The organism is Shinella sp. WSJ-2 (assembly GCF_003432075.1).
Lineage (GTDB): Bacteria > Pseudomonadota > Alphaproteobacteria > Rhizobiales > Rhizobiaceae > Shinella.
On record NZ_QWBU01000002.1, the window covers coordinates 345,024 to 368,723 of the forward strand.

Consider the following 23,700-nt stretch of genomic DNA (forward strand, 5'->3'; position numbering starts at 1 on the left):
ACCCGATGAGCGAACTTGATATCCAGATCTCCATCGAGGAGGGCCAATGGCCCTCCGAGGAACGCCTTGCCGACATGAGCGCGCGCGTGCTGGGTGCCGCCGTCGACTATCTGCGCAAGACGGAAAAGCAGCCCTTTCCGAAGACCGGCGCACCGGAAGTCTCGCTCGTCTTTACCAATGATGCCGAGATCCGCGGCATCAATGCGCAATGGCGCAGCCAAGACAAGCCGACCAATGTCCTGTCCTTCCCGGCCTTCCCGGTGACGCCCGGAAAAATGCCGGGTCCGATGCTCGGCGATATCATCTTCGCTGAGGAAACGCTGACCCGCGAGGCGGGCGAACTCGGCAAGTCCTTCGACGACCATCTCACGCATCTGATGGTGCATGGATTTCTGCATCTCTTCGGCTATGATCACATGGACGACGAGGAAGCGGAAAAAATGGAGGGGCTGGAGACTCGCATTCTTGCCGGGCTTGGCCTATCTGACCCCTATGGGGATGACCCCGATGAATAGTTTGGACCAATGAGCGACTTCAGAAATCAGTCGGCGACGACGGAAAAGCACGAGGCGGACGCCTCCAGTCAGGACGAGGCGGGCAGTAGTACCAGCGCGCCGAAGCAGGAAAGCGGAGGCCGGACATCCTTCTGGTCCCGCGCAGCCCGGCTCTGGCGCATGACGGGTGCCTCTACACTGCGCAAGGATCTTGCCGAGGCCCTGATGACGGAAGACACCGGCGGCGAGCCGGCCTTCCTGCCCGAAGAACGGGCGATGCTGCACAACATTCTCCGCTTCCGTGAAGTACGGGTCGAGGACGTTATGGTGCCACGCGCCGATATCGAGGCCGTCGATCAGGACATTACGATCGCGGAATTGATGGTGATCTTCGAGGATTCCGGCCGCTCACGCATGCCAGTCTACAATGAAAGCCTCGACGACCCGCGCGGCATGGTGCATATCCGCGACCTGCTCGCCTATGTCACCAAGCAGGCTCGCAACAAGCGCCGTACCGGCGCCAAGGCGGCACCCGCCAATGGCGAGAAGCCGGCCCGTGCGCCAAAAGCCGAATTCGACCTCGGCCGCGTCGATCTGTCGAAAACCGTCGCCGAAGCCGGCATCATCCGCCAGGTTCTCTTCGTGCCGCCGTCCATGCTGGCCGCCGACCTGATGGCGCGCATGCAAGCCGACCGCACGCAGATGGCGCTGGTCATCGACGAATATGGCGGCACGGACGGCCTCGCCTCTCTGGAGGATATCGTCGAGATGGTCGTCGGCGATATCGAGGACGAGCACGACGATGAAGAAGCGATGATCCAGCGCGTCAGCGACGACGTGTTCATCGCCGATGCCCGTGTCGAGCTGGAAGAGCTGGCAGAGGCCATCGGTCCGGATTTCGACATCCGCGAACAGCTCGAGGATGCCGATACGCTCGGCGGCCTGATCTTCGCCTCGCTCGGCCGCATCCCCGTGCGCGGCGAGGTGGTGCAGGCCGTGCCCGGTTTCGAATTCCATGTGCTCGATGCCGATCCGCGCCGCGTCAAGCGCGTGCGCGTCACCCGCAAGCGCGCCGGCTCGGTGCGCCGCCGCGAGCGCCGGCCGGAAGGCGAGGGCACGAACGCTGCCGCCGACCGTCAGCAGACACCGGAACAGCAGGCCGGCAAGGCGAACGCCGACTGACGCCATCTGCCTGATCCCTAAAATGATCTGCGCCTTGTCCTGTGTTACGGTAGGACAAGGCGTTGGTTTTTTGGAAGACTGGCGCGGCTGATTCGGGGACATCAAAAAAGGGGACGGCATGGAGCGGCTCGCGGGCACGGTCATGCTCCTGTCTGGAACGAGACGGGCGCTGGTGGCATTTCTTGCGGGTCTGATCGGGGTGCTGGCGCTGCCGCCCTTCGGTTTCTTCGCGGCGCTCTTCGTGTCCTTCACCCTGCTCGTCTGGCTGCTGGACGGCGCAAGTGCCGCGCCGGAAGCCGGTTTTTTCAGGCGCCTCGCGCCCGCCTTCCGTATCGGCTGGTTCTTCGGCTTCGGCTATTTCGTCGGCGGGCTCTGGTGGCTCGGCAATGCGCTTCTGGTGGAAGCCGACGATTATGCCTGGGCGCTGCCACTCGCCATTCTCGGCCTGCCGGCCTTCCTCGCGCTCTATTATGGTCTCGCCGCCGCTATCGCACGCCTCTTCTGGTCGGATGGCATGGGCCGCATCGCGGCGCTCGCTTTCGCCTTCGGCGTCGCGGAATGGCTGCGCGGCACGTTCTTCACCGGCTTTCCGTGGAATGCGGTCGGCTACGGCGCCATGCCGGTCCCGCTTCTCATGCAGTCGTCGGGCGTTCTCGGCCTTGCCGCGATCAATGCCCTTGCCGTCTTCGTCTTCGCCGCCCCGGCGCTGATCGGCACGCGGCGCGGCCGCATGCCGGGCCTGGCGCTCGCCACGCTGCTCTTCGCCGCCCATATCGGCTACGGCTACTACATTCTTCATTTCGTAACGCCGCCGCCGGGCGAGGCCACCGTCGTGCGCCTCATCCAGCCGGTCATCGATCAGGCGCTGAAGCTCGACGATTCCGCCCGCGCCGAAATCTTTGAAAAGCATCTGAAGTTGAGTGCCGAAAAACCGGCCGAGGGCGGCAAGCGGCCCGATGTCATCGTTTGGCCGGAGACCTCCATTCCCTTCATCCTCACGGACAATCCCGATGCGCTGGTGCGCATCGCCGATGTGCTCGAGGACGATCAGGTACTGATCGCCGGTGCCGTGCGCACGGAAAGCGCGGGCTCCGGCAAGGCGCCGCGCTACTACAATTCCATCTATGTCATCGACGGCAAGGGCCAGATTGTCTCGGCCGCCGACAAGGTGCATCTCGTGCCCTTCGGCGAATACATGCCCTTCGAGGAGGCCTTCGAAAGCCTCGGCGTCTCGGCCGTCGCGGCCATGCCCGGCGGCTTTTCCGCCGCCCGGGAGCATCAGCTTCTGACCGCTGCCAGCAAGGGCTTCTATCCGCTGATCTGCTACGAGGCGATCTTCCCCTCGGAGATCAATGACGCGGCAGAACAGGCCGCGGCGCTGCTCAACATTACCAACGATGCGTGGTTCGGCAACACGCCCGGTCCCTACCAGCACTTCCTGCAGGCACGCCTGCGCGCCGTCGAGCGCGGCCTGCCACTGATTCGCGCCGCCAATAACGGCATTTCGGCCGTGGTGGACAGCCGGGGGGCTATTGTCACAGGTATATCATATGATACGCCCGGATTTGTCGATGCAACCCTCCCGGGAAGAATTCAGGTTGCCGACAGGGCGAAACGGCAGGGTTGGTCGTTTATAGCCGTGCTTGCTGCTCTATTTGCGGCGGCGGCGATTTCTCGTATTGGTTTTAGAAACAGGATGAATTGACCCAAAACCCCTAAAATAGCATAGTGCAACCCGCCGGCCGTTCTCCTGTATTGTGGTAGCCCTTAAGAGGTTGCGCATACAACGTGACGTTAAGTCTTCGTTAAGGCTGCCGGAAGGGTGGGGCCATTCCGCGTTAGGACGAAAGTGATGATGGAAAACAAAAAGAAGCCGAATCCGATAGATATTCATGTCGGAAGCCGGATCCGGCTTCGCAGGACCATGCTTGGCATGAGCCAGGAGAAGCTGGGCGAGAGCCTCGGCATCACCTTTCAGCAGATTCAGAAATACGAGAAGGGCACGAACCGCGTCGGCGCCAGCCGCCTGCAGAACATTTCGAGCATTCTCAACGTACCCGTCTCCTTCTTCTTCGAGGACGCACCGGGCGATCAGTCGGATGCTCAGGCCGGCCTCGCCGAGGCGTCGAGCTCCAATTACGTGGTCGATTTCCTGTCTTCTTCCGAGGGCCTGCAGCTCAACCGCGCCTTCGTGAAGATCGGCGATCCCAAGGTGCGCCGCAAGCTTGTCGATCTTGTGAAGGCGCTGGCCGCCGAAGCCGAAGTCGAGTGATCCCATCCATTGTTGCATGAGATGAAGGGGCGGCGGGCAGGCCGCCCTTTTCCGTCGCGTATCCTGATTTTCGACGGGGCGGATCGCCCGGAAATCCGGGACATAAAGACATTCTTATGTCCTTGTGTGCTTGTCTTTCCCCGATGAACTGAATAACAACGTCGAAGTCATTTTTCTTTGAGGGGAATTCCCGCATGCGCAGCAGCTATCTCTTCACCAGCGAGTCCGTCGCCGAAGGCCATCCGGACAAGGTTTGCGACCGTATCTCCGACGAGATCGTCGATCTGGTCTATCGCGAAGCCGTGAAGTCGAAGGTCGATCCCTGGTCGGTCCGTATTGCCTGCGAGACGCTTGCGACGACGAACCGCGTCGTGATCGCCGGTGAAGTGCGCCTGCCGCCGAGCCTCCTGAAGAAGGACAAGGACGGCAAGGATGTCATCAATCCCTCCAAGTTCAAGTCGGCCGCCCGCAAGGCGATCCGCGACATCGGCTACGAGCAGGACGGTTTCCACTGGAAGACGGCGAAGATCGACGTGCTCCTGCACTCGCAGTCCGCCGATATTGCCCAGGGTGTCGACAATGCTGCCGACAAGCAGGGTGACGAGGGTGCCGGCGACCAGGGCATCATGTTCGGTTACGCCTGCCGCGAAACGTCGGAACTCATGCCGGCGCCGCTCTATTATTCGCACCGCATTCTCCAGCTCCTCGCCGATGCCCGCAAGAAGGGCGAGGGCGATGCCGGCAAGCTCGGCCCCGATGCCAAGAGCCAGGTGACGGTCCGCTACGTCGACGGCAAGCCCGCCGACGTCGCCTCCATCGTGCTTTCCACCCAGCATCTCGATGACAGTTGGGATTCCAAGAAGGTGCGTGAGGTTGTCGAGCCCTATATTCGCGAAGCCCTGCACGACATCAAGATCGCCGACGATTGCGCTTGGTACATCAACCCGACCGGCAAGTTCGTCATCGGCGGCCCGGATGGCGACGCGGGCCTGACCGGCCGCAAGATCATCGTCGACACCTACGGTGGCGCAGCTCCCCATGGCGGCGGCGCCTTCTCCGGCAAGGACACGACCAAGGTCGACCGTTCGGCCGCCTATGCCGCACGCTACCTCGCCAAGAACGTCGTGGCTGCCGGCCTTGCCGACCGCTGCACGATCCAGCTGTCCTACGCCATCGGCGTCGCCCAGCCGCTCTCGGTCTATGTCGACTTGCATGGCACTGGCAAGGTTAGCGAAGACGCCGTTGAGGACGCAATCCGCAAGGTCATGGACTTGTCGCCTTCGGGCATCCGCCGCCACCTCGATCTCAACAAGCCGATCTATGCCAAGACGTCCGCTTACGGCCATTTCGGCCGCAAGGCCGGCCGCGACGGCTCGTTCTCCTGGGAACGCGTCGATCTCGCCAAGGCCCTCAAGGATGCCGTGAAGAACTGAGACCTGACATGAGCGATGCCGAGCACCCCACCCGCGCCAGCGAGGCCTTTTTCGGCCGGCGCAAGGGAAAACCCCTGCGCGAGCGGCAGGTGCAGCATCTCGAAACCCTGCTGCCGGAGCTGAAGGTCGATCTCACGACCGAGGCTCCGGCTGATATCACCACGCTCTACGGCTTCAAGCCGGATCGCATGCGCCTGGAAATCGGCTTCGGCGGTGGTGAACATCTCATTCACCGCGCGCTGGAAACCCCCAAGACCGCCTTCATCGGTGTCGAGCCCTTCGTCAATTCCATGGCGAAGCTGATCGGCCGCGTCGAGGAAACGGGCGTGAAGAACATCCGGCTTTACGATGACGATGCGACAGAGCTGCTCGACTGGCTCCCCGCCAATTCGATTGATCAGATCGACCTGCTCTATCCGGATCCGTGGCCTAAGAAGAAGCACTGGAAGAGGCGGTTCGTCTCAAAGGTCAATCTGGACCGCTTTGCCCGCGTGCTGAAGCCGGGCGGGCTCTTCTGCTTCGCGTCCGACATCGACACCTATGTCAACTGGACGCTTATGCACTGCGGGGCGCATCCCGCTTTCGTGTGGACCGCGGAAAACGCGGCCGATTGGCTCACGCCCTATGCCGGCTGGCCGGGCACGCGCTACGAGGCCAAGGCCAAGCGCGAAGGCCGCAAGTCGGCCTATCTCACCTTCCGTCGGCTCTAACGGAAGGCCTGATCTTCAGACTTAGTGCAGGCTGACTGTGCGCAGCTCGTCTTCGGCAGCCTTGTAGAAGGTGCTGGAACGGTTGTCGGTCAGCAGGATCGGCGTGCCGTCGGCGCCGAACAGGGCCCAGAGATCCAGGCTCGGATCGATTTCCGGGGCTTCCGGGAAGACACGCGACACTTCGTCGGCCTTCATCTTCCTGATGTAACCGACTTCGCCGGCGCCGAGATGCGCAAGGTCTGCCTTCGAAACGGTAGTCGGGGTTGCGATTTTCAGTCCCATCTTTGCCTCCATGGCAATGCCGGCATCTGCCGGCCGCTGGGCGCCCGCGGCCACAATGGCGCTCGGTGCGTCAGCGATCAGGTTACGCTCGAGACGGTCCGGCGGTTGTTCCCGCAGGAACGGCTCATGATCTAGTCTGATACGGAAATGTTAATTTTCTTTACCATTCGAACCGGCTCGGGCCGGACGAGATCCACCGACAGGAGACCGTTCTTCAGCTCGGCGCCCTGAACGCGCATGCCGTCGGCAAGCACGAAGGTACGCTGGAACTGGCGGGCGGCGATGCCGCGGTAAAGATAATCCCGCTCACCATTGTCGACCTGGCGGCCGCGAATGACGAGCTGGTTTTCTTCCGTTGTCACGTCGAGTTCCTCTTCGGAGAAACCCGCAACGGCGAGCGTGATACGCAGGCGCTCGGGCGCTCCGGTATCGCCGTTCGGACGAAGGCGTTCGATATTGTAGGGGGGATAGCCATCATTGCCCTTGGCGATGCGCTCGAGGGTCTTTTCCATGGCGTCGAAACCCAGCATCAGCGGGCTGGCAAAAGGGGTCATGCGTGTCATCGTCTAGTCCTTGGCTTTCAAGCGACTGTGGCGGGACCCGGTCTCGGCATCCCGATGACTGCAATATGGTGATTGCGCGTCTTCGGCGCAAGACGCTTGCGAACGGCGATTTCGCAAATATAGTCGCCGCTTCGCCCGCGCGAGACGCGCCACGAATCATAAGAAACACGGGATGGAAACGGCATGTCCGAGCCTCGGAAAATCATCATCGACACGGATCCGGGGCAGGACGATGCCGCCGCGATCATGCTGGCGCTCGGCAGCCCGGAACTCCAGATCCTCGGCATCACCACGGTGGCCGGCAACGTGCCGCTGTCGCGCACCTCGACCAATGCCCGCATCATCCTGGAATTCTGCGCGCGCACCGACGTCAAGGTTTTCGCCGGCGCCGACAAGCCGATCGCCCGTCCGCTGATCACCGCCGAGCACGTGCACGGCAAGACCGGTCTCGACGGTCCGGAGCTGCACGAGCCGCAGATGCCCTTGCAGGCGCAGCACGCCGTCGATTTCATCATCGAGACGCTGCGCAATGAGCCCGAGGGCAGCGTGACGCTCTGCACGCTCGGCCCGCTCACCAATATCGCGACGGCCCTCCAGAAAGCCCCTGATGTCGCCGGTCGCGTGCGCGAACTTGTCATGATGGGCGGCGGCTTCTTCGAGGGCGGCAACATCACGCCGGCTGCCGAATTCAACATCTATGTCGACCCTGAGTCCGCCGCCGCCGTTTTCCAGTCCGGCATCCCCATCGTCATGATGCCGCTCGACGTCACGCACAAGGTGCTGACGCTGAAGAGCCGTGTGGCCAAGCTGCGTGAAATCGCCAATCGTCCGGCGACCGCCCTGGTCGAGATGCTCGAATTCTTCGAGCGCTTCGACGTGGAGAAATACGGCTCCGACGGCGGCCCGCTGCATGACCCGACGGTTATCGCCTATCTCCTGAAGCCGGAGCTCTTTGCTGGCCGCGATTGCAATGTCGAGATCGAGACGGCCTCGCCGCTGACGGTGGGCATGACGGTCATCGACTGGTGGCAGGTCACCGGCCGCAAGCACAATGCGCGCGTCATGAAGGATGTCGATGCCGACGGTTTCTTCGCGCTGCTCACCGAGCGCGTCGGCCGCCTGTGATGCGGGGGCCGCGCAGTGCCAGCCCTGCGGTGGAGGCCCGTTTCCACAAGGAGATGATGGGCCTCTACGACCGCTTCGCGGAACTCGGCTTCCGCCCGGTGCTGCTGCGCCGCTTCGTGCTCTTGAACGGCGGCGTGGCCGCGGCGAAGGATCTCGTCTTCAAGCCCGGTACGACGGGGCTTGAGCGCCTGCTCGATGCGGGCAAGGCCGAACTTTCCATGGAAGCCCTGATGCTGCGGCCGGAATACCAGCCGCTGTTTACCGAACTGGAGCTGAAGGAGGCGACGCAGCGTCTCGCCAGCGCGACACGTTCACGGTCGCGCGGCCGGCTGCAGGCGCAGCCGACCGAACGCAAATAGGCGCGGGCAGCCCGCCTCAGCCGTGTGCGGCAGCCGCGTGTTCGGCTTCCATCTTCTCGTAGAATTTGACGATGATGTCCCAGGCCTCGTCGGCCGTCTCGACGAACTGCATCAGCTCGACATCGCCGGGCGCGATTGTGCCGAAGGCGGCAAGGGCATCGAAGTCGATGATCTTGTGCCAGAAGTCCTTGCCGAACAGGATGAGCGGCACCAGCGCCATGCGGCCGGTCTGCATCAAGGTTACCGTCTCGAACAGTTCGTCCAGCGTGCCGAAACCGCCCGGAAACACCGTGACCGCCTTGGCGCGCAGCAGGAAATGCATCTTGCGGATCGCGAAATAGTGGAAGTTGAAGCTCAGCTCCGGCGTTACATAGGGGTTCGGCGCCTGTTCGTGCGGCAAGACGATGTTGAGGCCGATCGAGGGCGCGCCGACATCGGCCGCGCCGCGATTGCCCGCCTCCATCACGCCCGGCCCGCCGCCGGTCACGACGACATATTCCTTATAGCCGAGTTCCGCCGAGCGCTCCGAGCAGAGCCGCGCGAACTTCTGCGCTTCCGTGTAATAGACCGAGGCCGCCTCGAGATTGGCGCGCTGCGTCTCGTTGCGCGCCGCCCAGGCTTCCTGTCCGGGGGCGGGGATGCGTGCACCGCCGAACATCACGACGGTCGACTTGATGCCGCGCTCGGCGAGCATCATCTCGACCTTCAGCAGCTCGAGCTGCAGACGCACTGGGCGCAGCTCCTCGCGGCACAGAAAATCGTCGTCGACATAGGCAAGCCGATAGGCGGGATGGGCCGATTGCGGCGTCTGCGGTACCACGGCGGCGCGGTGCTTATCCTGCGCGCTGTCGGCCAACGGATCCCACACGCCGTCCTTGCGGCGGAGGCTCTTCTTTTTCAATCTTGCCATGCGATGTCCTGCTTTCTTCGCCCACGGGATTACCATTTCGCCCGTGCGACAGTATCTGCCGGAAAGGGGCTTCATCTTTCCCGGCACTTGCTCTAGAGCATCTTGCAGATTGATGAAATCGACCTTCCGGTATCCCGACAATCAAAAATAAGTGTCGAAGTTTAAGGAATTCCGATGAGCACGTCCAACCTGTCCGCATTGTCCGCAACCATCGACCGCGCCTTCGAGGAACGGGACGGCATCAACACCGGAACGCGCGGCGAAGTCCGCGACGCGGTGGAGACGGCGCTGAACCTGCTCGACACGGGCAAGGTGCGCGTCGCCGAACGCGGCGAGGACGGCAACTGGACGGTCAATCAGTGGCTCAAGAAGGCCGTGCTGCTCTCCTTCCGCCTCAACCCGATGGAAATCGTCAAGGGTGGTCCGGGCGAATCCTCCTGGTGGGACAAGGTGCCCTCCAAGTTCGACGGCTGGAGCGTCAACGAATTCGAGAAGGCCGGCTTCCGCGCCGTGCCGAACTGCGTCGTGCGCCGCTCGGCCTACATCGCGCCGAACGCCATCCTGATGCCCTCCTTCGTCAATCTCGGCGCCTATGTCGGCGAGGGCACGATGGTCGATACCTGGGCGACGGTCGGCTCCTGCGCGCAGATCGGCAAGCATGTGCATCTTTCGGGCGGTGTGGGCATCGGCGGCGTGCTGGAGCCCATGCAGGCCGGCCCGACGATCATCGAGGACAATTGCTTCATCGGCGCCCGTTCGGAAGTCGTCGAAGGCTGCATCGTGCGTGAAGGCTCCGTGCTCGGCATGGGCGTCTTCATCGGCAAGTCGACCAAGATCGTCGACCGCGCCACCGGCGAAGTGACCTATGGCGAAGTGCCGCCCTATTCGGTCGTCGTCGCCGGCTCCATGCCGTCGGACAAGACCATGCCGAACGGCCTGCCGGCGCCCGGCCTCTACTGCGCCGTCATCGTCAAGCGCGTTGACGCCCAAACCCGCTCGAAGACCGGCATCAACGAACTGCTGCGAGACTAAGCCATGGCCACGGTCGAAGAGCAGGGGCCGAGCCTCACCTGGCTCTTCTTCGGCTGGTCCGGCCGCCTCAGCCGCGCGCCCTTCGCGCTCGGCTGGGCCTTCTGGCTGATGCTGCTTTCGGCCGCGCTGACGCAGATCGTCATGGTGCCTAAGGAAGATCCGTCCTTCCTGTTCTGGTCCTTCGTGTTCGTCGGTGTCGGTCTCGTCTCCACGGTCTCCTCCATCCTTTTGACGATCAAGCGGCTGCACGATATGAACCTGCCTGTGCCGCTGATCATCTGCCTGTTCGTTCCGGCCATCTCCATTTTCGCGCTCATCGCCTTCCTCGTCTGGCCCGGTACCAACGGTCCGAACGATTACGGGCACGTGACCAATCGTCCCAAAGACTGACGGTCGCAGCCCACGCCCGCGCGTGACAAATCCCTCGGCCATGGGCTACATCTCGCTTCTCCCTGTTCTCATGCCGTGACCGCGTGCCTCATGACCTCTGCCGATCCGATTCAGAACCTTGCAACGCTCATCCGCTGCCCCTCCGTGACGCCGGCCGAAGGCGGCGCACTGACGGCCCTTGCCGCCATGCTGGAGCCGCTCGGCTTCAAGGTGCAGCGCATGGTGGCGACCGAGCCCGGCATGCCCGATATCGAGAACCTCTACGCCCGCATCGGCACAGAAGGGCCGCACCTTATGTTCGCCGGCCATACGGATGTCGTGCCCGTCGGCGATGCGGCCGCCTGGACGCATGATCCGTTCGGTGCCGAGATTTCCGGCGGCGAGATGTTCGGCCGCGGTGCCGTGGACATGAAGGGCGGCATTGCCTGCTTCGTCGCGGCCGTCGCCCGCCATATCGCAAAGAACGGCCCGCCGAAGGGCTCCATCTCCTTCCTCATCACCGGCGACGAGGAAGGTCCAGCCGTCAACGGCACGATAAAGCTCCTGCAATGGGCCGCCGAACGCGGCGAGCGCTGGGATGCCTGCCTCGTGGGCGAGCCGACCAACCCGGACCGGCTTGGCGACATGATCAAGATCGGCCGGCGCGGCTCCGTCTCCGGCACCGTCACCGTTCACGGCGTGCAGGGTCACGCCGCCTATCCGCATCTCGCCGACAATGCCGTGCGCGGCATCGTCGCGCTCACCGACGCGCTGATGCACCCGCCCTTCGATGCCGGCACGGAGGGCTTCCAGCCGTCGAACCTCGAAGTGACGACCATCGACGTCGGCAACCGCGCGACCAATGTCGTGCCCGGCAAGGCGACGGCGAGCTTCAACATACGCTTTAACGACACCTGGACGGCCGAGACTGTGATGGGGGAGATCGTGCGCCGGCTGGATGCCGCGGCCGCCGACGAGAAGCTGCGCCCCGGCCGCGCGCCGCTTTCCTACGACATCACCTGGGCCGAGCGCCCGAGCCATGTCTTCCTGACGCGCAACAACAGCCTGATCGCCTCCATGTCGGGCGCCGTCGAAGCCGTCACCGGCCGCGCGCCGAAACTCTCGACGACGGGCGGCACGTCCGATGCGCGCTTCATCAAGGACTATTGCCCGGTGCTGGAATTCGGCCTCGTCGGCCAGACCATGCATATGGTGGACGAGCGCGTGGCGGTCGCCGATCTGGAAACGCTGACCGTGATCTATGAAACCTTCATCCAACGCTGGTTCGGCGATGCCCGGACTTGATGAGGTCCTGTACTATTTGACCGGCGTTCTGCTGCTATTGAAACAGAAGCAGGATGGTTTCGGCTGGCTGGACCTGACGATGCGCGGTTTCGCCCGCTCGTTCTGGGCCATCGTCTGGTGCCTGCCCGCCTTCGCCGTTATCTGGGCCTCGTGGCGGCTCTATTATCTTGCTGGCATGCCCGCGGAGACCCATGCCGGGCTGAACTTCTTCATGAAGCTTGCCTTCATCGATCTCGTCGGCTGGCTGCTGCCGCTGGCGTTGCTGGTCGTGCTCGCCCGTCCACTTGGCTATGGTAAATACTTGGCAACCGTTGTGACGGCGAGCAACTGGATTGCGGTGCCCTTCGCCTATGCCGCCGCAATCCCGTTTGCGCTGACGCTTGTTCTACCAGCAAGTGCTACCTTTTCCGGCCTGCTGCTCTATGTGATCTTTGGCGCAAGCGTCGTGTTGCAATTCCGGCTGGTGTGGATGTGCGTCGGCAAGCAGACGCTGCTCGCTGCTGCCATCACGGCAATTTTCGTGTTGCCGCCAATGATCGCAGGACAGGAATTGCAGGGGCTGCTCGGGACCCTGCCGGCTTAATAATCCACAGCCATGAAGTAGAGGCCGTCCGGCGGCGCTACGGGGCCGCAGGCCTTGCGGTCGCGCGCTTCGAGTGCTGTGCGCACGTCCTCCGCAGTCCACTTGCCTTCGCCGACCAGCTTCAGCGTGCCGGCAAAGGAGCGGATCTGGTTGTGCAGGAAGCTCTGCGCCGAGACGCGCATCTCGATGAGATCGCCGCTGCGCGTCACCTCCAGCCGGTCGATCGTGCGGATCGGGCTGTTCGCCTGGCACTGGGCGGCGCGAAAGGTCGTGAAATCATGCCGGCCGACCAGCATCTGCCCGGCTTCATGCATCGCTTCGTGGTCGAGATCCTTCGCGACGAACCAGGCCCGGTGCGCCTCCAGCGCCAGTGGTGCCTTGCGGGAGATGATGCGATAGAGATAGTGCCGCTTCTTCGCGGAAAAGCGCGCGTCGAAATCATCCGGCACTTCGGCCGCATCGAGAATGGCGACGCGCTCGCCCGCCATGCCGAGATGGGCGTTCAGCGCGTTGCGCAGCGTGTGTTCCTTCCAGTCGCGGGAAAGATCGGCATGGGCGACCTGTCCCCTGGCATGCACGCCGGAATCCGTGCGCCCCGCGCCGCGAATGGACACGGTTTCGCCCGTCAGCGACAGGATCGCCGCCTCGATGGCGCCCTGCACGGAGGGACCGTTGTCCTGTCGCTGCCAGCCGACATAGGGCGTGCCGTCATATTCGATGCGCAGGCGATAGCGCGGCATCAGGAAAGGACCTGACCCGCCGCGACGGGCGTGCCGCGCAGGAAATCGCCGGCATCGAGCGGCTTGCCGCCGGCCTTCTGCAGGCGCACGAGCCGCACCGCACCGCCATCGCCGCAGGTAATGGTCAGCTGATCGTCGATCACCGTGCCGGCCGGCTTGCCGGGCGTTTCAGCGGCAAGGGCGCTTGCCAGAACCTTCACACGCTCCGGCTTGCCGGCGATCGGCAGCTCGAACCAGGCGCCGGGGAAGGGCGAGAGGCCACGGATATGATTGTGCACGTCGCGGGCCGAACGGGAGAAATCGATGCGTGTCTCGGCCTTGTCGATCTTGGCGGCGTAGAGCACGCCGTCGTCTGCCTGCGGCGTCAGCGTCAGGTCGCCGGCCTCGAGCTTGCCCATGGCGTCCGCCATCAGCTTGCCGCCGGCCTGCATCAGCTTGTCGTGCAGTTCGCCCGCCGTCATCGTATCGGTGATCGCGACACGGCTGGTCATTGCGACGGGACCGGTGTCTAGCCCCTTGTCCATCTTCATGACCATCATGCCGGTCTCGGCATCGCCCGCCATGATCGCCCGCTGGATGGGGGCGGCCCCGCGCCAGCGTGGCAGGAGCGAAGCGTGGCCGTTATAGCAGCCCAGACGCGTGCCCGAGAGGATTGCCTCCGGCAGCAGCAGCCCATAGGCGACGACGACGGCCACATCCGCATCCAGTTCGCGAAACGCTTCGCGATCGGCCTCTTCGCGGAAGTTGACGGGCGTGCGGACAGGAATACCGAGCAGTTCGGCGGCCTGATGCACCGGCGATTTCACCAGTTCCAGGCCGCGTCGGCCGGCGGGGCGGGGTGGCTGCGAATAGACGGCGACGATCTCGTGGCCGGCCTGCTTGAGGGCCGCAAGCGTCGGAACGGAGAAATCCGGCGTGCCCATGAAAATGATGCGAAGGGCCATCGGTCAGCCTCCGTGAGGTTAAGGCGGCCTCAGAGCGCCTTGCTGCCGCGCAGCTTCGCGGCCTTGGTGAACTTGCGGATCACCATTTCGCGCTTCAGCTTGGAAATATGGTCGATGAACAGCACGCCGTTCAGATGGTCGATCTCGTGCTGCAGGCAGGTGGCGAGCAGGCCGTCGGCCTCCGTCAGCTGCTCCTTGCCGTCGCGGTCGAGATGTTTGACGGTGATTCCGGCCGGGCGTTCGACCTCGGCATAATAATCCGGGATCGACAGGCAGCCTTCCTCATAGACCGAACGCGCATCCGTGGAGGCGACGATTTCCGGGTTGATGAAGACGAGCGGCTGCTTGTCCTCGCCGTCCTTCGATACGTCGAGCACGAGCATGCGCCGCGCGACACCGATCTGGATCGCGGCAAGGCCGATGCCGGGCGCATCGTACATGGTTTCCAGCATGTCGTCGGCGAGCTTCTTCACCTCGCTGTCGATGGTCGCGATTGGGCTCGAAACCTGGCGAAGGATCGGATCGGGAAGGATAATCAGCGGCTTGATGGTCATGCGCCTCCTTAGCGCGGTTTTTTGGCGCTTTCAATCGGCTTGGCCTGTACGACGCGGCCGGCACATCGAATTTGTTCACGTTATGATCTGGTTTCCGCGGCAAACCATGGTATGGTCGCTGCATGATTGATCCTTCCTTCGATAGTCTCGTCGCCTCTCTGCTCGCGCGGCTCGGTGGTCCCGGCCCGGTGCTGGTGCTGCTTGCAGCCGTGCTTCTCGGCACATTCGCTCTGCTATCGGCACGCCGCAGCCGGGCGCACCGACGCGAAGAGGCCGCGATGGCGGAGCAGCGCTTCACCGAACTCCTGAAGGCGCAGACGGAAATGCAGGGACGTGTGGCGGCCATGGCCGAGGTCTTCGGCGCCAAGCAGTCGGAGACCAACCACGCGATCAACGCACGGCTCGACGGGCTGACCCAGCGGCTCGGCCAGTCGATCTCCGAGCAGACCCGCGCGACGCACGAGAACCTGCGCCGCCTGCAGGAGCGGCTTGCCGTCATCGACACGGCCCAGACCAACATCCAGTCTCTGGCGAAGGATGTCGTCGGCCTGCAGGCCATCCTCTCCAACAAACAGACCCGTGGCGCCTTCGGCCAGTCGCGCATGGAGACCATCATCGCCGACGCCCTGCCGTCGGGCGCCTACCAGTTCCAGGCGCAGCTTTCCAACGGCGTGCGGCCCGACTGCACCATCCGCATGCCGAACGGCCAGCCGCCGCTCGTCGTCGACGCCAAATTCCCGCTCGAAGCCTGGAACGCGATGTCGGATGGGCGTTCGCCGGAGGCGGCCAAGGCTGCCGCCCAGCAGTTCCGCCGCGACATGGAAATCCATATCCGCGATATCGCCGAAAAATATCTTCTGGCCGGCGAGACGCAGGACACCGCTTTCCTCTTCGTGCCATCGGAATCGATATTCGCCAGCATTCACGAGAATTTTGAGCCCGTCGTGCAGAAGGCGCACCGCGCCCGCATCGTCATCGTCTCGCCCTCGCTCTTGATGCTCTCGGTGCAGGTGCTCCAGGCGCTTCTGAAGGACCAGCGCATGCGCGAGCAGGCCCATGTCATCCAGGGCGAGGTCGTCAGGCTGATGGACGATTTGACGCGGCTCGACGACCGGGTGCGCAAGCTGCACGGTCATTTCACGTCGGCGCAGAAGGACGTGGACCTGATTCTCACCTCGACGGAGAAGCTTGCGCGCCGCGGCGCGCGCATCGGCGAGCTGGAATTCGAGACGGTTTCGGCGCCTTCTCCACAGGCGGAAGCAACAGTTGAAAGCCGGTCAGGCCAGTTGCGCCTGAGGATAGTTGACGAAGACTGATCGCCTCGGGCAGTGTCCGGCGGAAACAACAGGGGCAACTCTCATGATCACCGTCTTCGGCTCCATCAACATGGACCTCATCGCCACGCCAGAACGCCTGCCGAAGCCCGGTGAAACCGTCATGGGCACAAGCTTCACAACCGCCGCCGGCGGCAAGGGTGCCAACCAGGCGCTCGCCGCCCGCCGCGCCGGCGCGATGGTACGCATGGCCGGCGCCGTCGGCGACGACCGCCTCGGCAGCCAGGCACTCGCGCTGCTCGCCGATGCCGCCGTCGATCTCAATGCGGTGCGCTCGGCAGCCGAAGCCACGGGCACCGCCCATATCCTCGTCGCCGAGGATGACGGCGAAAACGTCATCGTTGTCGTGCCCGGCGCCAATGGCACGGTCACCGAGGAAGACGCCAAGCGGACTGTCGGCGCCATGACGCGCGGCGACTATCTGATGCTGCAGTTCGAAATCCCAAACGCCTCCATCGAGACGGCCCTCGTCGCCGCCAAGCAGAAGGGCGTCACCTCGATCATCAATATAGCTCCCTTCAGCGCGGAGGCCCGCCGCCTCGGTGCCATGGCCGATATCCTCGTTGCCAACGAGACGGAGTTCGACCTGTTCGTCGGCAAGGGTGAACTGTCGGACGAGGCGCGCGAGGCGACCCTGCGGGCGTTGCATGCCGAAAGCAGCCAGACGATCATCGTGACGCTCGGCGCCGATGGAGTCATCGCGATCCGCAAGGGCGAGATCTTCCGCGCTTCCGGCCTTACCATCGAGCCGGTCGATACGGTGGGGGCAGGCGATACGTTCTGCGGCTACCTTGCCGCCTCGCTCGATACCGGCCTTGCCTTCAAGGATGCGCTGCGCCGGGCCTCCGTCGCAGGCTCGCTTGCCTGCCTCAAACCTGGCGCTCAGCCGTCGATCCCCTTCGCCGCGACCGTAGATGCGAATATCTAAGGACAGTGCAACTGCGACGTCACCGGGATTTCGCAGATAGAAAATCAGGCATCGCATTGCGTGCGATGCCTGAGAATTCAGCCAGTTGAGCCACTTCGTGGTGTTAGCGTTTGGTTATTTATTAATATTTTATCGGTTACTGAAGTCTTCAGACACCGCGCCTTGAAGGGGGTGGTCCGTCTCTGGCGCTGGTCCTGCGCCGCGCACTCCATGATGGAGATCCCTGCCCAGTGAATGTGCTTCTTCGTGGCTGTCCGCCACGGACGTCTATCATCGTGAGGATTTCATGTTCAAGTTCAAGGCCAAGTCGCTCGCGACGAAGCTCATCTTGGTCACCGGCGGCACGATCGCCTTGGTGATGCTTGCTTCCAACACCGTCCTGATCGGCCAGACCCAGAGCCGTGTTTCCGATCTCGTCTATACGCAGGCCGATACCGAAGCGAAGGCGATCGCCTCCGACATCGCCGCCGATATCGGCGCGCTTGCCGGTGCCGCGCGCGCCATGGGCGGTGTCATCGAGCAGGGCCAGGCCGCGGGCTTCATGGATCGCAAGAACGTCGTTGCCATCCTCAAGGCCAACACTGAGAAGAACAGCTTTGCACTGGGCAGCTGGTTTGCCGAAGAGCCGAATGCCTTCGACGGCAAGTCGCGCGGCATGGCGGAACAGCTGGAGACCGGCACCCACAAGGACGGCTCGTTCAATCCCTACTGGACGAAGCGCAAGGACGGTAACATCACGCTGTCGACCTTCGAATCCGACTACAAGGCCGAGTGGTACTCGCTCGCCGCCAAGAGCGGCAAGGGCGCCATGAGCCAGCCCTACCAGGAAACGTCCACCGGCGACGGCCTGACGATGGCTTCCATCGCCTATCCGGTCAATGTCAATGGCAAGATGATCGGCGTCACCGGCGTCGACGTATCGCTGAAGACCCTCTATGAAAAGCTCAGCCAGCTGAAGCCCTTCGGCGAAGGCCGCGTCATGCTGGTCTCCCAAGGCGCCAAGTGGATCGTCGCGCCGACGGTCGAGCTGCTGATGAAGGAATATGACGGCGAAGGCAACGAGGTGGTGAAGGACTCGTTGGCGACCGGCAAGATTGGCCATATCGCCAACCTCACCTTCGGCGAACTCGCCTCCTTCGACCGCGTCGTCTATCCGTTCGCGCTGCCCGACATCAACACGACCTGGGCCGTCATTGTCGACGTGCCGCGCGCCGCGATCAACGCGCCGGTGCAGGATCAGACCTTTATGATGATCATCGGCGGCCTGATCGTTCTGGGTGCCGTGCTCGCTGGTCTTTATTTCGCGGTGCGCACCTTCGTGCAGAAGCCGCTCGCTGGTCTCGTCGCTGACGTCGCGACACTGAGCAACGGCGTCTACACCCAGCCCATCGCCGGCCAGGACCGCTCGGACGAAACCGGCTCCGTCGCCAAGGCACTGGAGGGCTTCCGCCACCAGCTTGCCGATACCAAGCGCCTGGAAGCCGAAGCCAACAGCCAGCGCCAGCTGACGGAGGCCGAACGCGGCCGTTCGGAAGCCGAGCGCGCCGAATCCAGCGCCCTGCAGCGCGATATCGTCGCCCGCCTCGGCGACGGCCTCGCACAGCTGTCGACCGGCAACCTCACCTTCCGCCTGTCGGGCGATTTCCCCGGCGAATACGGCAAGCTGAAGACCGATTTCAACTCGGCCATCGCCAGCCTCGAAGAAACGATCCAGACGGTCAACGCCTCGGTCGGCAATATCGGTGGCGGCACGGGCGAGATTTCCCGCGGCGCGGCCGACCTGTCCCACCGCACCGAGCAACAGGCGGCCAGCCTGGAAGAGACCGCTGCCGCCCTCGATCAGCTGACCTCGCAGGTCAATTCGAGTGCCGACAATGCCCGCGTTGCCGCCAAATCCGTGGAAACGGCCAGCAGCGACGCCAGTAAGTCCGGCGAGGTCGTGCAGAAGGCGATCGCCGCCATGCATGGTATTGAGCACTCCTCGGGCGAAATCTCCAACATCATCGGCGTCATCGACGAGATCGCCTTCCAGACGAACCTGCTGGCGCTGAATGCCGGCGTCGAGGCGGCGCGTGCCGGTGAAGCCGGCAAGGGCTTTGCGGTCGTGGCGCAGGAAGTGCGTGAACTCGCCCAGCGCTCGGCCAAGGCGGCCAAGGAGATCAAGGCGCTCATCAACACCTCGGAGGTGCAGGTGCGCGAAGGCGTGGATCTCGTCGGCAAGGCCGGCGAGGCGCTGGAAAACATCGCCGATCAGGTCATCCAGATCAACGGCCTGATCCGCCAGATCTCGCAGTCGGCCTCCGAACAGGCCGTCGGCCTCAAGGAGATCAACTCGGCCGTCAACCAGATGGATCAGGTGACGCAGCAGAACGCCGCGATGGTGGAAGAAACCACCGCCGCGTCGATGGCGCTGAACGACGAAGCACAGACGCTGAAGTCGCTGGTTGCCCGCTTCCGCGCCGGAGCCGCTGCGGCAGCTGCCCAGCCGATGCAGCAGGCTGCGCGTCCGCAGGCCGCCGCGCGCAGCAGCTACCAGGCACCGCGCACGACCGCCCGCGCCATCCCGCAGGTCGCCGGCAACACCGCACTTGCCCAGGACAACTGGGAAGAGTTCTGAGGCGAAGCCAAACGAACCTAACAGGAAGGCCGGCGGAAACGCCGGCCTTTTTTGTTTGCGATGCCGGCGCAAAAAGACGCCCCGGTTTTGAGGCCGGGGCGTTCAGTCGGACGTGCTGTCGGGAAGAAGGTTACCGCTTGGGACGCTTGCCAAGTTCATCCTGCGTGAGGAAACCGTCGCCGTTGCTGTCGCGCTGCTTGAACAGCGTGGCGGCGGCGGTTTCCATTTCGGCCTTGGTTAGCGTGCCGTTCTTGTCGGTATCGGCGCGTTCGAACATGCGAGCGCCCATGCGGTCCATGCGGGCTTCGCCAAGCGCCTCACGGGCAGCTTTGCGAGCCTCGTCGTCGGTCGACTTCACCGCGCGGAACGCCTTGCGGGCATCGCGGAATGCGTCCCGCTTGGCATCGACCTCCGCCTTGGAGACCTCACCGTTCTTGTCGGTATCGAAGCGCTCGAAGGTCTTCGTGGCCTGGGCCAGCATCTCGGCCTGCGAGACCTTGCCGTCGCCATCGGTATCGAGACGCTTCAGCATGCGCTCCGCGCGCTCTTCGCCACCCTTGCCGTGGCCCTTTCCGTGATGGCCCTTGCCCTTCATCGCGCCGGCATCCGCCGTATCGAGGGCGCCGTCCTTGTTGCCGTCACGGCGCGCGAAGATCGTGTCCGCCGCGGCGAGCACTTCAGCTTCTGAAAGCGAGCCGTTCTTGTCCGTATCGGTCCGGTCGAACATTTTTCCCGCACCGGGCAGGATGAAGGGGCCGGCAGCGTGGAGCGCCTGGCGGGCCTTGTCCTTGTCGGTATCCGCGGCATCGTGAACGGCTTTGCGGGCCGCCTTGAAGGCGGCATGGCGCGCCTTGATCTCGTCCCTCGTCACCTGGCCATTGCCATCGGCATCGAAGGTCTTGAAGGCGGCGGAGGCATTGGCCTTGAACTCGTCGAGCGAGACCTTGCCGTCCTTGTTTGTATCCAGGCGTTCGATCATCGCGGCATGGCGCTGATGATGTTTGCCTTCGCCCTTGGCGGCGAAAGCGGGTGCCGCGGCACCCGAGAGAAGAAGGCCGGCAGCGACGGCGCCGAGAAGAAGTTCCTTTTTAGCCATGGTCGTTCCTTTCATCCATCATGTCCCTTGAAAGACAGGATAGAGGGAACGCCGGCCGGTGCTAGTTACAAATTGGTAATTCAACCCTTTGGCAGAAAAGGGTTTTTTCCATGTCCGGAATATGTCGGGCTTAATTAGAGAAGCGCGTTGAGAAAGGCCGTGAGGTTCGACGTCGCATAGTCGATATGCCGGTCGTCGTCGCTGCGCTTTTCCCAGGCGTCGACGAATTCGTGGTTCGCGTCCTGCGGCACGAGCAGCACGGTCTTCATACCGAGCGCTTTGGGCACGACGAGATTGCGCGGCAGATCCTCGAACATCACGGCATGCTGCGTATCCACCCGGTGCAGCGCCATGAACTTGTCATAGGTTGCACCCGCCGGCTTCGGCACATATTCGGCCGCCACGATATCGAAGACATCGTCGAAATGGTGGAAGATGCCGAGCGCCTTGGCGGCCATCTCGGCATGTTTCACACTACCATTGGTGAAGATGAACTTGCGGCCGGGCAGCGCCTGGATCGCCTCGCCGAGCGGCAGATCGGGCGACAGCACGCCGTAATTGATGGCGTGCGCCTTTTCCAGGAAGTCGGCCGGATCGATCTTATGGTGGATCATCAGCCCGTTCAGCGTCGTGCCGTGATCGTAATAATATTGCTTCTGCAGGGCGCGCGCGTCTTCGCGCGTGAGACCCAGCAGGGCCGAAACATAGGCCGTCATGTTCTGGTCGATCTGGGCGAAGAGATCGATGTGATGCGGGTAGAGCGTGTTGTCGAGGTCGAAGACCCAGTCACGCACGGTGGAAAAATCGGCTTTGTTCGGAAGATCGGTCATAGGGCGTCTTATGGCACGGGGGACCGTCGAGGAAAACGGAATTTTCGCGAGCCGGGCCGTGCGGATGATGGATTTGCGGCAACCCGCATGCTAGCGGCAGGGCATGGAACTCTGGATCCCCATCACCATCGCCGCCGCCTTCCTGCAGAACCTGCGATCGGCCCTGCAAAAACACCTTCAGGGCAAGCTCGGCACGCGCGGCGCGAGCTTCGTGCGGTTCGGCTACGGCTTTCCGCTGGCGATCCTCTATGTGGTCGTGCTGCACTGGGGTGTCGGGCTTGGTTTCCCCACGCTCAATGGGCGCTTCGCCTTCTGGGCGGTGGTCGGCGGTCTGGCGCAGATCTTCGCGACCATGCTGCTGGTCTATCTCTTCTCGCTCCGGAATTTCGCCGTCGGCACGGCCTATTCCAAGACCGAGCCGGTGCAGGCGGCGATCTTCGGCTTCGTGCTGCTCGGCGAGCGCATAACCTTCGGCGCCGTCATTGCCATCGTGGTTGGTGTCATCGGGGTGATGCTGATCTCGATTGCCCGCGCGCCGCTCTCCTGGCGCAACACGTTTGCGGCGCTGACCAGCCGCACCGCGCTGATCGGCATCGCCTCGGGTGCTGTCTTTGGTGTCTCGGCCGTTGCCTATCGCAGCGCGTCGCTGTCGCTGGATGGTCCCGGCCCGATCATGAACGCGGCGGTGACGCTCGCCTGCGTCACCACCTTCCAGACGGCCTTCATGCTGGTCTGGATGCTGTGGAAGGACAAGAACGAGATCGTGCAGGTGCTGCGGAGTTGGCGCTCGTCTGCGCTGGTGGGCATTGCCGGGGTGCTGGGCTCGGCCTGCTGGTTCACGGCGATGAGCCTGCAGCAGGTCGCCTATGTGCGCGCGCTCGGCCAGATCGAGCTCGTCTTCACCTTCATGGCCTCCTACTTCCTGTTCCACGAGCGGGTGAACCGCACGGAAGTGGTGGGATGCCTGCTGATCGTCTGCGGCATCCTCGGCCTGCTCTTCTGGTAGGACACCGGCGGCGCGGGGCCGCCGACAGAGCGCATCAGGGCACGATCAGCGTGCCGGCGCCGTGCTCGGTGAAGATTTCGAGCAGCACGGAATGGGCGGTCTTGCCGTTCAGGATGACGACGCCCTGCACGCCGGCCTTGATGGCGTCGATGCAGGTCTCGACCTTCGGGATCATGCCGCCGGAAATCGTGCCGTCCTTGATGAGTTCGCGCGCTTGGGCGACGGAGAGTTCCTTGATGAGTTGGCCGTTTTTGTCGAGCACACCGGGAACGTCGGTCAGGAACAGCAGGCGCGTGGCGTTCAACGCACCGGCGATGGCGCCGGCGAAGGTGTCGGCATTGATGTTGTAGGTATGGCCGTCACGGCCCGGTGCGACCGGGGCGATGACAGGAATCATCTCGGACTTGGCGAGCAGATCGATCAATGTGCGGTCGACTTCGACAACCTCGCCGACGAAGCCGAGGTCGAGGATACGCTCGATATTGCTGTCGGGATCGACGACGGTCTTCTTGGCCTTTTCGGCGAAGACCATGTTGCCGTCCTTGCCGCACAGGCCGATCGCCCATTCGCCTGTCTGGTTGATGAGCGCGACGATCTCCTTGTTGATCGAACCGGCCAGCACCATCTCGACGATCTCGACCGTCTTCTGGTCGGTGACGCGGAGCCCCCCTTCGAACTTCGATTCTATGCCCATCTTGGTCAGCATAGCGCCGATCTGCGGGCCGCCGCCATGCACGACGATCGGGTTGACGCCCGACTGCTTGAGGAGAGCGATATCGCTGGCGAAAGCCTTGCCGAGTTCCGGGTTGCCCATGGCATGGCCGCCGTATTTCACCACGATGGTCTTGTTCTCGTAGCGCTGCATATAGGGCAGGGCCTGGGCGAGAAGGCGGGCTTGGGTTTCGCTTTCGGATAGGGACATGGCGGCCTCGTCGGATTGGATGGGCGCCTGTTTAACGCATGTTTTGTGACGATGGAATGATCCGCCGGCCACATTGCTGCGTAGGGCCAGAAAAAGACTTCGCCCCAAGC

General features: G+C 63.4%; 25 protein-coding genes. 16 read left to right on the forward strand and 9 right to left on the reverse strand.

All coding sequences use genetic code 11. The features are described from left to right. Positions 1 to 5 precede the first annotated feature (5 nt). The 6 genes from ybeY to trmB all read left to right on the forward strand — a co-directional run bounded on the left by ybeY (position 6) and on the right by trmB (position 6,091). Positions 6 to 515 (forward strand): rRNA maturation RNase YbeY, encoded by a 510-nt coding sequence (gene ybeY / locus D0Y60_RS05820; RefSeq protein ID WP_117367719.1) that lies wholly within the window; start codon positions 6 to 8, stop codon positions 513 to 515. Between the two features lie 9 nt (positions 516 to 524). Then, positions 525 to 1,676: a hemolysin family protein gene (locus D0Y60_RS05825; protein ID WP_117367721.1), complete on the forward strand. Its 1,152-nt coding sequence runs from the start codon at positions 525 to 527 to the stop codon at positions 1,674 to 1,676. Between the two features lie 118 nt (positions 1,677 to 1,794). Beyond that, positions 1,795 to 3,381, forward strand: a complete 1,587-nt coding sequence (gene lnt / locus D0Y60_RS05830; RefSeq protein WP_117367723.1) for an apolipoprotein N-acyltransferase — start codon at positions 1,795 to 1,797, stop codon at positions 3,379 to 3,381. 147 nt (positions 3,382 to 3,528) lie between these two features. Next, positions 3,529 to 3,948, forward strand: a complete 420-nt coding sequence (locus D0Y60_RS05835) for a helix-turn-helix domain-containing protein (RefSeq protein ID WP_117367725.1) — start codon at positions 3,529 to 3,531, stop codon at positions 3,946 to 3,948. A gap of 194 nt (positions 3,949 to 4,142) precedes the next feature. After that, positions 4,143 to 5,381: a methionine adenosyltransferase gene (gene metK, locus D0Y60_RS05840; RefSeq protein WP_117367727.1), complete on the forward strand. Its 1,239-nt coding sequence runs from the start codon at positions 4,143 to 4,145 to the stop codon at positions 5,379 to 5,381. Between the two features lie 8 nt (positions 5,382 to 5,389). Then, positions 5,390 to 6,091, forward strand: a complete 702-nt coding sequence (gene trmB / locus D0Y60_RS05845) for a tRNA (guanosine(46)-N7)-methyltransferase TrmB (protein WP_117367729.1) — start codon at positions 5,390 to 5,392, stop codon at positions 6,089 to 6,091. Between the two features lie 21 nt (positions 6,092 to 6,112). Here trmB and D0Y60_RS05850 read toward each other — a convergent pair whose 3' ends face one another. Together D0Y60_RS05850 and D0Y60_RS05855 are read right to left on the reverse strand one after the other, a co-directional pair. After that, a complete protein-coding gene (locus tag D0Y60_RS05850) occupies positions 6,113 to 6,373 on the reverse strand; it encodes a DUF1150 family protein (protein ID WP_117368422.1) in 261 nt (86 codons plus the stop codon). 131 nt (positions 6,374 to 6,504) lie between these two features. Next, entirely contained in the window at positions 6,505 to 6,936 is a 432-nt protein-coding gene (locus D0Y60_RS05855; protein ID WP_117367731.1) for an Hsp20 family protein, read from the reverse strand. A gap of 183 nt (positions 6,937 to 7,119) precedes the next feature. Between D0Y60_RS05855 and D0Y60_RS05860 the strand changes: the two genes are divergently transcribed. Then, positions 7,120 to 8,061 (forward strand): nucleoside hydrolase, encoded by a 942-nt coding sequence (locus D0Y60_RS05860; RefSeq protein WP_117367733.1) that lies wholly within the window; start codon positions 7,120 to 7,122, stop codon positions 8,059 to 8,061. Then, positions 8,061 to 8,420, forward strand: coding sequence for a hypothetical protein (locus D0Y60_RS05865; protein WP_147324496.1), 360 nt, complete (start codon positions 8,061 to 8,063; stop codon positions 8,418 to 8,420). Before D0Y60_RS05860 ends, D0Y60_RS05865 begins: the two co-directional genes overlap by 1 nt. Before the next feature lie 16 nt (positions 8,421 to 8,436). Here D0Y60_RS05865 and D0Y60_RS05870 read toward each other — a convergent pair whose 3' ends face one another. Continuing rightward, positions 8,437 to 9,330, reverse strand: coding sequence for an LOG family protein (locus tag D0Y60_RS05870; RefSeq protein WP_117367737.1), 894 nt, complete (start codon positions 9,328 to 9,330; stop codon positions 8,437 to 8,439). Positions 9,331 to 9,504: 174 nt separating this feature from the next. Between D0Y60_RS05870 and dapD the strand changes: the two genes are divergently transcribed. From dapD to D0Y60_RS05890, 4 genes are all read left to right on the forward strand, one after another. Continuing rightward, a complete protein-coding gene (dapD, locus tag D0Y60_RS05875; protein WP_117367739.1) occupies positions 9,505 to 10,362 on the forward strand; it encodes a 2,3,4,5-tetrahydropyridine-2,6-dicarboxylate N-succinyltransferase in 858 nt (285 codons plus the stop codon). Positions 10,363 to 10,365: 3 nt separating this feature from the next. After that, the gene (locus D0Y60_RS05880; protein WP_117367741.1) at positions 10,366 to 10,752 is read left to right on the forward strand and encodes a DUF805 domain-containing protein; all 387 of its coding nucleotides are present in this window, start codon (positions 10,366 to 10,368) and stop codon (positions 10,750 to 10,752) included. Between the two features lie 90 nt (positions 10,753 to 10,842). Then, positions 10,843 to 12,036, forward strand: coding sequence for a succinyl-diaminopimelate desuccinylase (dapE, locus tag D0Y60_RS05885; RefSeq protein ID WP_117367743.1), 1,194 nt, complete (start codon positions 10,843 to 10,845; stop codon positions 12,034 to 12,036). Continuing rightward, positions 12,023 to 12,619: a hypothetical protein gene (locus tag D0Y60_RS05890; protein WP_117367745.1), complete on the forward strand. Its 597-nt coding sequence runs from the start codon at positions 12,023 to 12,025 to the stop codon at positions 12,617 to 12,619. Before dapE ends, D0Y60_RS05890 begins: the two co-directional genes overlap by 14 nt. Here D0Y60_RS05890 and truA read toward each other — a convergent pair. The 3 genes from truA to def are packed head-to-tail and all read right to left on the reverse strand — an operon-like array spanning position 12,616 to position 14,857. After that, entirely contained in the window at positions 12,616 to 13,359 is a 744-nt protein-coding gene (gene truA, locus D0Y60_RS05895; RefSeq protein ID WP_117367747.1) for a tRNA pseudouridine(38-40) synthase TruA, read from the reverse strand. The two genes, D0Y60_RS05890 and truA, sit on opposite strands and share 4 nt — an antisense overlap. After that, positions 13,359 to 14,303, reverse strand: a complete 945-nt coding sequence (gene fmt, locus D0Y60_RS05900; RefSeq protein ID WP_117367749.1) for a methionyl-tRNA formyltransferase — start codon at positions 14,301 to 14,303, stop codon at positions 13,359 to 13,361. Before fmt ends, truA begins: the two co-directional genes overlap by 1 nt. Before the next feature lie 29 nt (positions 14,304 to 14,332). Then, positions 14,333 to 14,857 carry a peptide deformylase gene (gene def / locus D0Y60_RS05905; protein WP_117367751.1) on the reverse strand — a complete coding sequence of 175 codons (525 nt, stop codon included), beginning with the start codon at positions 14,855 to 14,857 and terminating at the stop codon, positions 14,333 to 14,335. 122 nt (positions 14,858 to 14,979) lie between these two features. Here def and rmuC point away from each other — a divergent pair, with 122 nt between their 5' ends. The 3 genes from rmuC to D0Y60_RS05920 all read left to right on the forward strand — a co-directional run bounded on the left by rmuC (position 14,980) and on the right by D0Y60_RS05920 (position 19,736). Further along, positions 14,980 to 16,173, forward strand: coding sequence for a DNA recombination protein RmuC (gene rmuC / locus D0Y60_RS05910; protein ID WP_117367753.1), 1,194 nt, complete (start codon positions 14,980 to 14,982; stop codon positions 16,171 to 16,173). A 43-nt stretch (positions 16,174 to 16,216) separates the two neighbouring features. Beyond that, positions 16,217 to 17,119 carry a ribokinase gene (locus D0Y60_RS05915; protein ID WP_117367755.1) on the forward strand — a complete coding sequence of 301 codons (903 nt, stop codon included), beginning with the start codon at positions 16,217 to 16,219 and terminating at the stop codon, positions 17,117 to 17,119. 286 nt (positions 17,120 to 17,405) lie between these two features. After that, the gene (locus D0Y60_RS05920; protein ID WP_117367757.1) at positions 17,406 to 19,736 is read left to right on the forward strand and encodes a methyl-accepting chemotaxis protein; all 2,331 of its coding nucleotides are present in this window, start codon (positions 17,406 to 17,408) and stop codon (positions 19,734 to 19,736) included. Positions 19,737 to 19,866: 130 nt separating this feature from the next. On the opposite strand, the gene D0Y60_RS05925 is transcribed toward D0Y60_RS05920, so the two are convergent. Next, entirely contained in the window at positions 19,867 to 20,832 is a 966-nt protein-coding gene (locus D0Y60_RS05925; RefSeq protein WP_158565410.1) for an EF-hand domain-containing protein, read from the reverse strand. 134 nt (positions 20,833 to 20,966) lie between these two features. Further along, positions 20,967 to 21,662, reverse strand: a complete 696-nt coding sequence (locus D0Y60_RS05930) for a pyrimidine 5'-nucleotidase (protein WP_117367761.1) — start codon at positions 21,660 to 21,662, stop codon at positions 20,967 to 20,969. A gap of 103 nt (positions 21,663 to 21,765) precedes the next feature. On the opposite strand from D0Y60_RS05930, the gene D0Y60_RS05935 reads away from it, so the two are divergent. Continuing rightward, a complete protein-coding gene (locus D0Y60_RS05935; protein WP_117367763.1) occupies positions 21,766 to 22,668 on the forward strand; it encodes an EamA family transporter in 903 nt (300 codons plus the stop codon). 34 nt (positions 22,669 to 22,702) lie between these two features. On the opposite strand, the gene argB is transcribed toward D0Y60_RS05935, so the two are convergent. Then, positions 22,703 to 23,590 carry an acetylglutamate kinase gene (gene argB, locus D0Y60_RS05940; protein ID WP_117367765.1) on the reverse strand — a complete coding sequence of 296 codons (888 nt, stop codon included), beginning with the start codon at positions 23,588 to 23,590 and terminating at the stop codon, positions 22,703 to 22,705. Between the last annotated feature and the right edge of the window lie 110 nt (positions 23,591 to 23,700).

What these genes read in the sequence shown, in the direction of transcription:
- ybeY (WP_117367719.1), top strand. Translation starts at nt 6, where the DNA reads ATGAGCGAACTTGATATCCAGATCTCCATCGAGGAGGGCCAATGGCCC.
- D0Y60_RS05825 (WP_117367721.1), top strand. Translation starts at nt 525, where the DNA reads ATGAGCGACTTCAGAAATCAGTCGGCGACGACGGAAAAGCACGAGGCG.
- lnt (WP_117367723.1), top strand. Translation starts at nt 1,795, where the DNA reads ATGGAGCGGCTCGCGGGCACGGTCATGCTCCTGTCTGGAACGAGACGG.
- D0Y60_RS05835 (WP_117367725.1), top strand. Translation starts at nt 3,529, where the DNA reads ATGATGGAAAACAAAAAGAAGCCGAATCCGATAGATATTCATGTCGGA.
- metK (WP_117367727.1), top strand. Translation starts at nt 4,143, where the DNA reads ATGCGCAGCAGCTATCTCTTCACCAGCGAGTCCGTCGCCGAAGGCCAT.
- trmB (WP_117367729.1), top strand. Translation starts at nt 5,390, where the DNA reads ATGAGCGATGCCGAGCACCCCACCCGCGCCAGCGAGGCCTTTTTCGGC.
- D0Y60_RS05850 (WP_117368422.1), bottom strand. Translation starts at nt 6,373, where the DNA reads ATGGGACTGAAAATCGCAACCCCGACTACCGTTTCGAAGGCAGACCTT.
- D0Y60_RS05855 (WP_117367731.1), bottom strand. Translation starts at nt 6,936, where the DNA reads ATGACACGCATGACCCCTTTTGCCAGCCCGCTGATGCTGGGTTTCGAC.
- D0Y60_RS05860 (WP_117367733.1), top strand. Translation starts at nt 7,120, where the DNA reads ATGTCCGAGCCTCGGAAAATCATCATCGACACGGATCCGGGGCAGGAC.
- D0Y60_RS05865 (WP_147324496.1), top strand. Translation starts at nt 8,061, where the DNA reads ATGCGGGGGCCGCGCAGTGCCAGCCCTGCGGTGGAGGCCCGTTTCCAC.
- D0Y60_RS05870 (WP_117367737.1), bottom strand. Translation starts at nt 9,330, where the DNA reads ATGGCAAGATTGAAAAAGAAGAGCCTCCGCCGCAAGGACGGCGTGTGG.
- dapD (WP_117367739.1), top strand. Translation starts at nt 9,505, where the DNA reads ATGAGCACGTCCAACCTGTCCGCATTGTCCGCAACCATCGACCGCGCC.
- D0Y60_RS05880 (WP_117367741.1), top strand. Translation starts at nt 10,366, where the DNA reads ATGGCCACGGTCGAAGAGCAGGGGCCGAGCCTCACCTGGCTCTTCTTC.
- dapE (WP_117367743.1), top strand. Translation starts at nt 10,843, where the DNA reads ATGACCTCTGCCGATCCGATTCAGAACCTTGCAACGCTCATCCGCTGC.
- D0Y60_RS05890 (WP_117367745.1), top strand. Translation starts at nt 12,023, where the DNA reads ATGCCCGGACTTGATGAGGTCCTGTACTATTTGACCGGCGTTCTGCTG.
- truA (WP_117367747.1), bottom strand. Translation starts at nt 13,359, where the DNA reads ATGCCGCGCTATCGCCTGCGCATCGAATATGACGGCACGCCCTATGTC.
- fmt (WP_117367749.1), bottom strand. Translation starts at nt 14,303, where the DNA reads ATGGCCCTTCGCATCATTTTCATGGGCACGCCGGATTTCTCCGTTCCG.
- def (WP_117367751.1), bottom strand. Translation starts at nt 14,857, where the DNA reads ATGACCATCAAGCCGCTGATTATCCTTCCCGATCCGATCCTTCGCCAG.
- rmuC (WP_117367753.1), top strand. Translation starts at nt 14,980, where the DNA reads ATGATTGATCCTTCCTTCGATAGTCTCGTCGCCTCTCTGCTCGCGCGG.
- D0Y60_RS05915 (WP_117367755.1), top strand. Translation starts at nt 16,217, where the DNA reads ATGATCACCGTCTTCGGCTCCATCAACATGGACCTCATCGCCACGCCA.
- D0Y60_RS05920 (WP_117367757.1), top strand. Translation starts at nt 17,406, where the DNA reads ATGTTCAAGTTCAAGGCCAAGTCGCTCGCGACGAAGCTCATCTTGGTC.
- D0Y60_RS05925 (WP_158565410.1), bottom strand. Translation starts at nt 20,832, where the DNA reads ATGGCTAAAAAGGAACTTCTTCTCGGCGCCGTCGCTGCCGGCCTTCTT.
- D0Y60_RS05930 (WP_117367761.1), bottom strand. Translation starts at nt 21,662, where the DNA reads ATGACCGATCTTCCGAACAAAGCCGATTTTTCCACCGTGCGTGACTGG.
- D0Y60_RS05935 (WP_117367763.1), top strand. Translation starts at nt 21,766, where the DNA reads ATGGAACTCTGGATCCCCATCACCATCGCCGCCGCCTTCCTGCAGAAC.
- argB (WP_117367765.1), bottom strand. Translation starts at nt 23,590, where the DNA reads ATGTCCCTATCCGAAAGCGAAACCCAAGCCCGCCTTCTCGCCCAGGCC.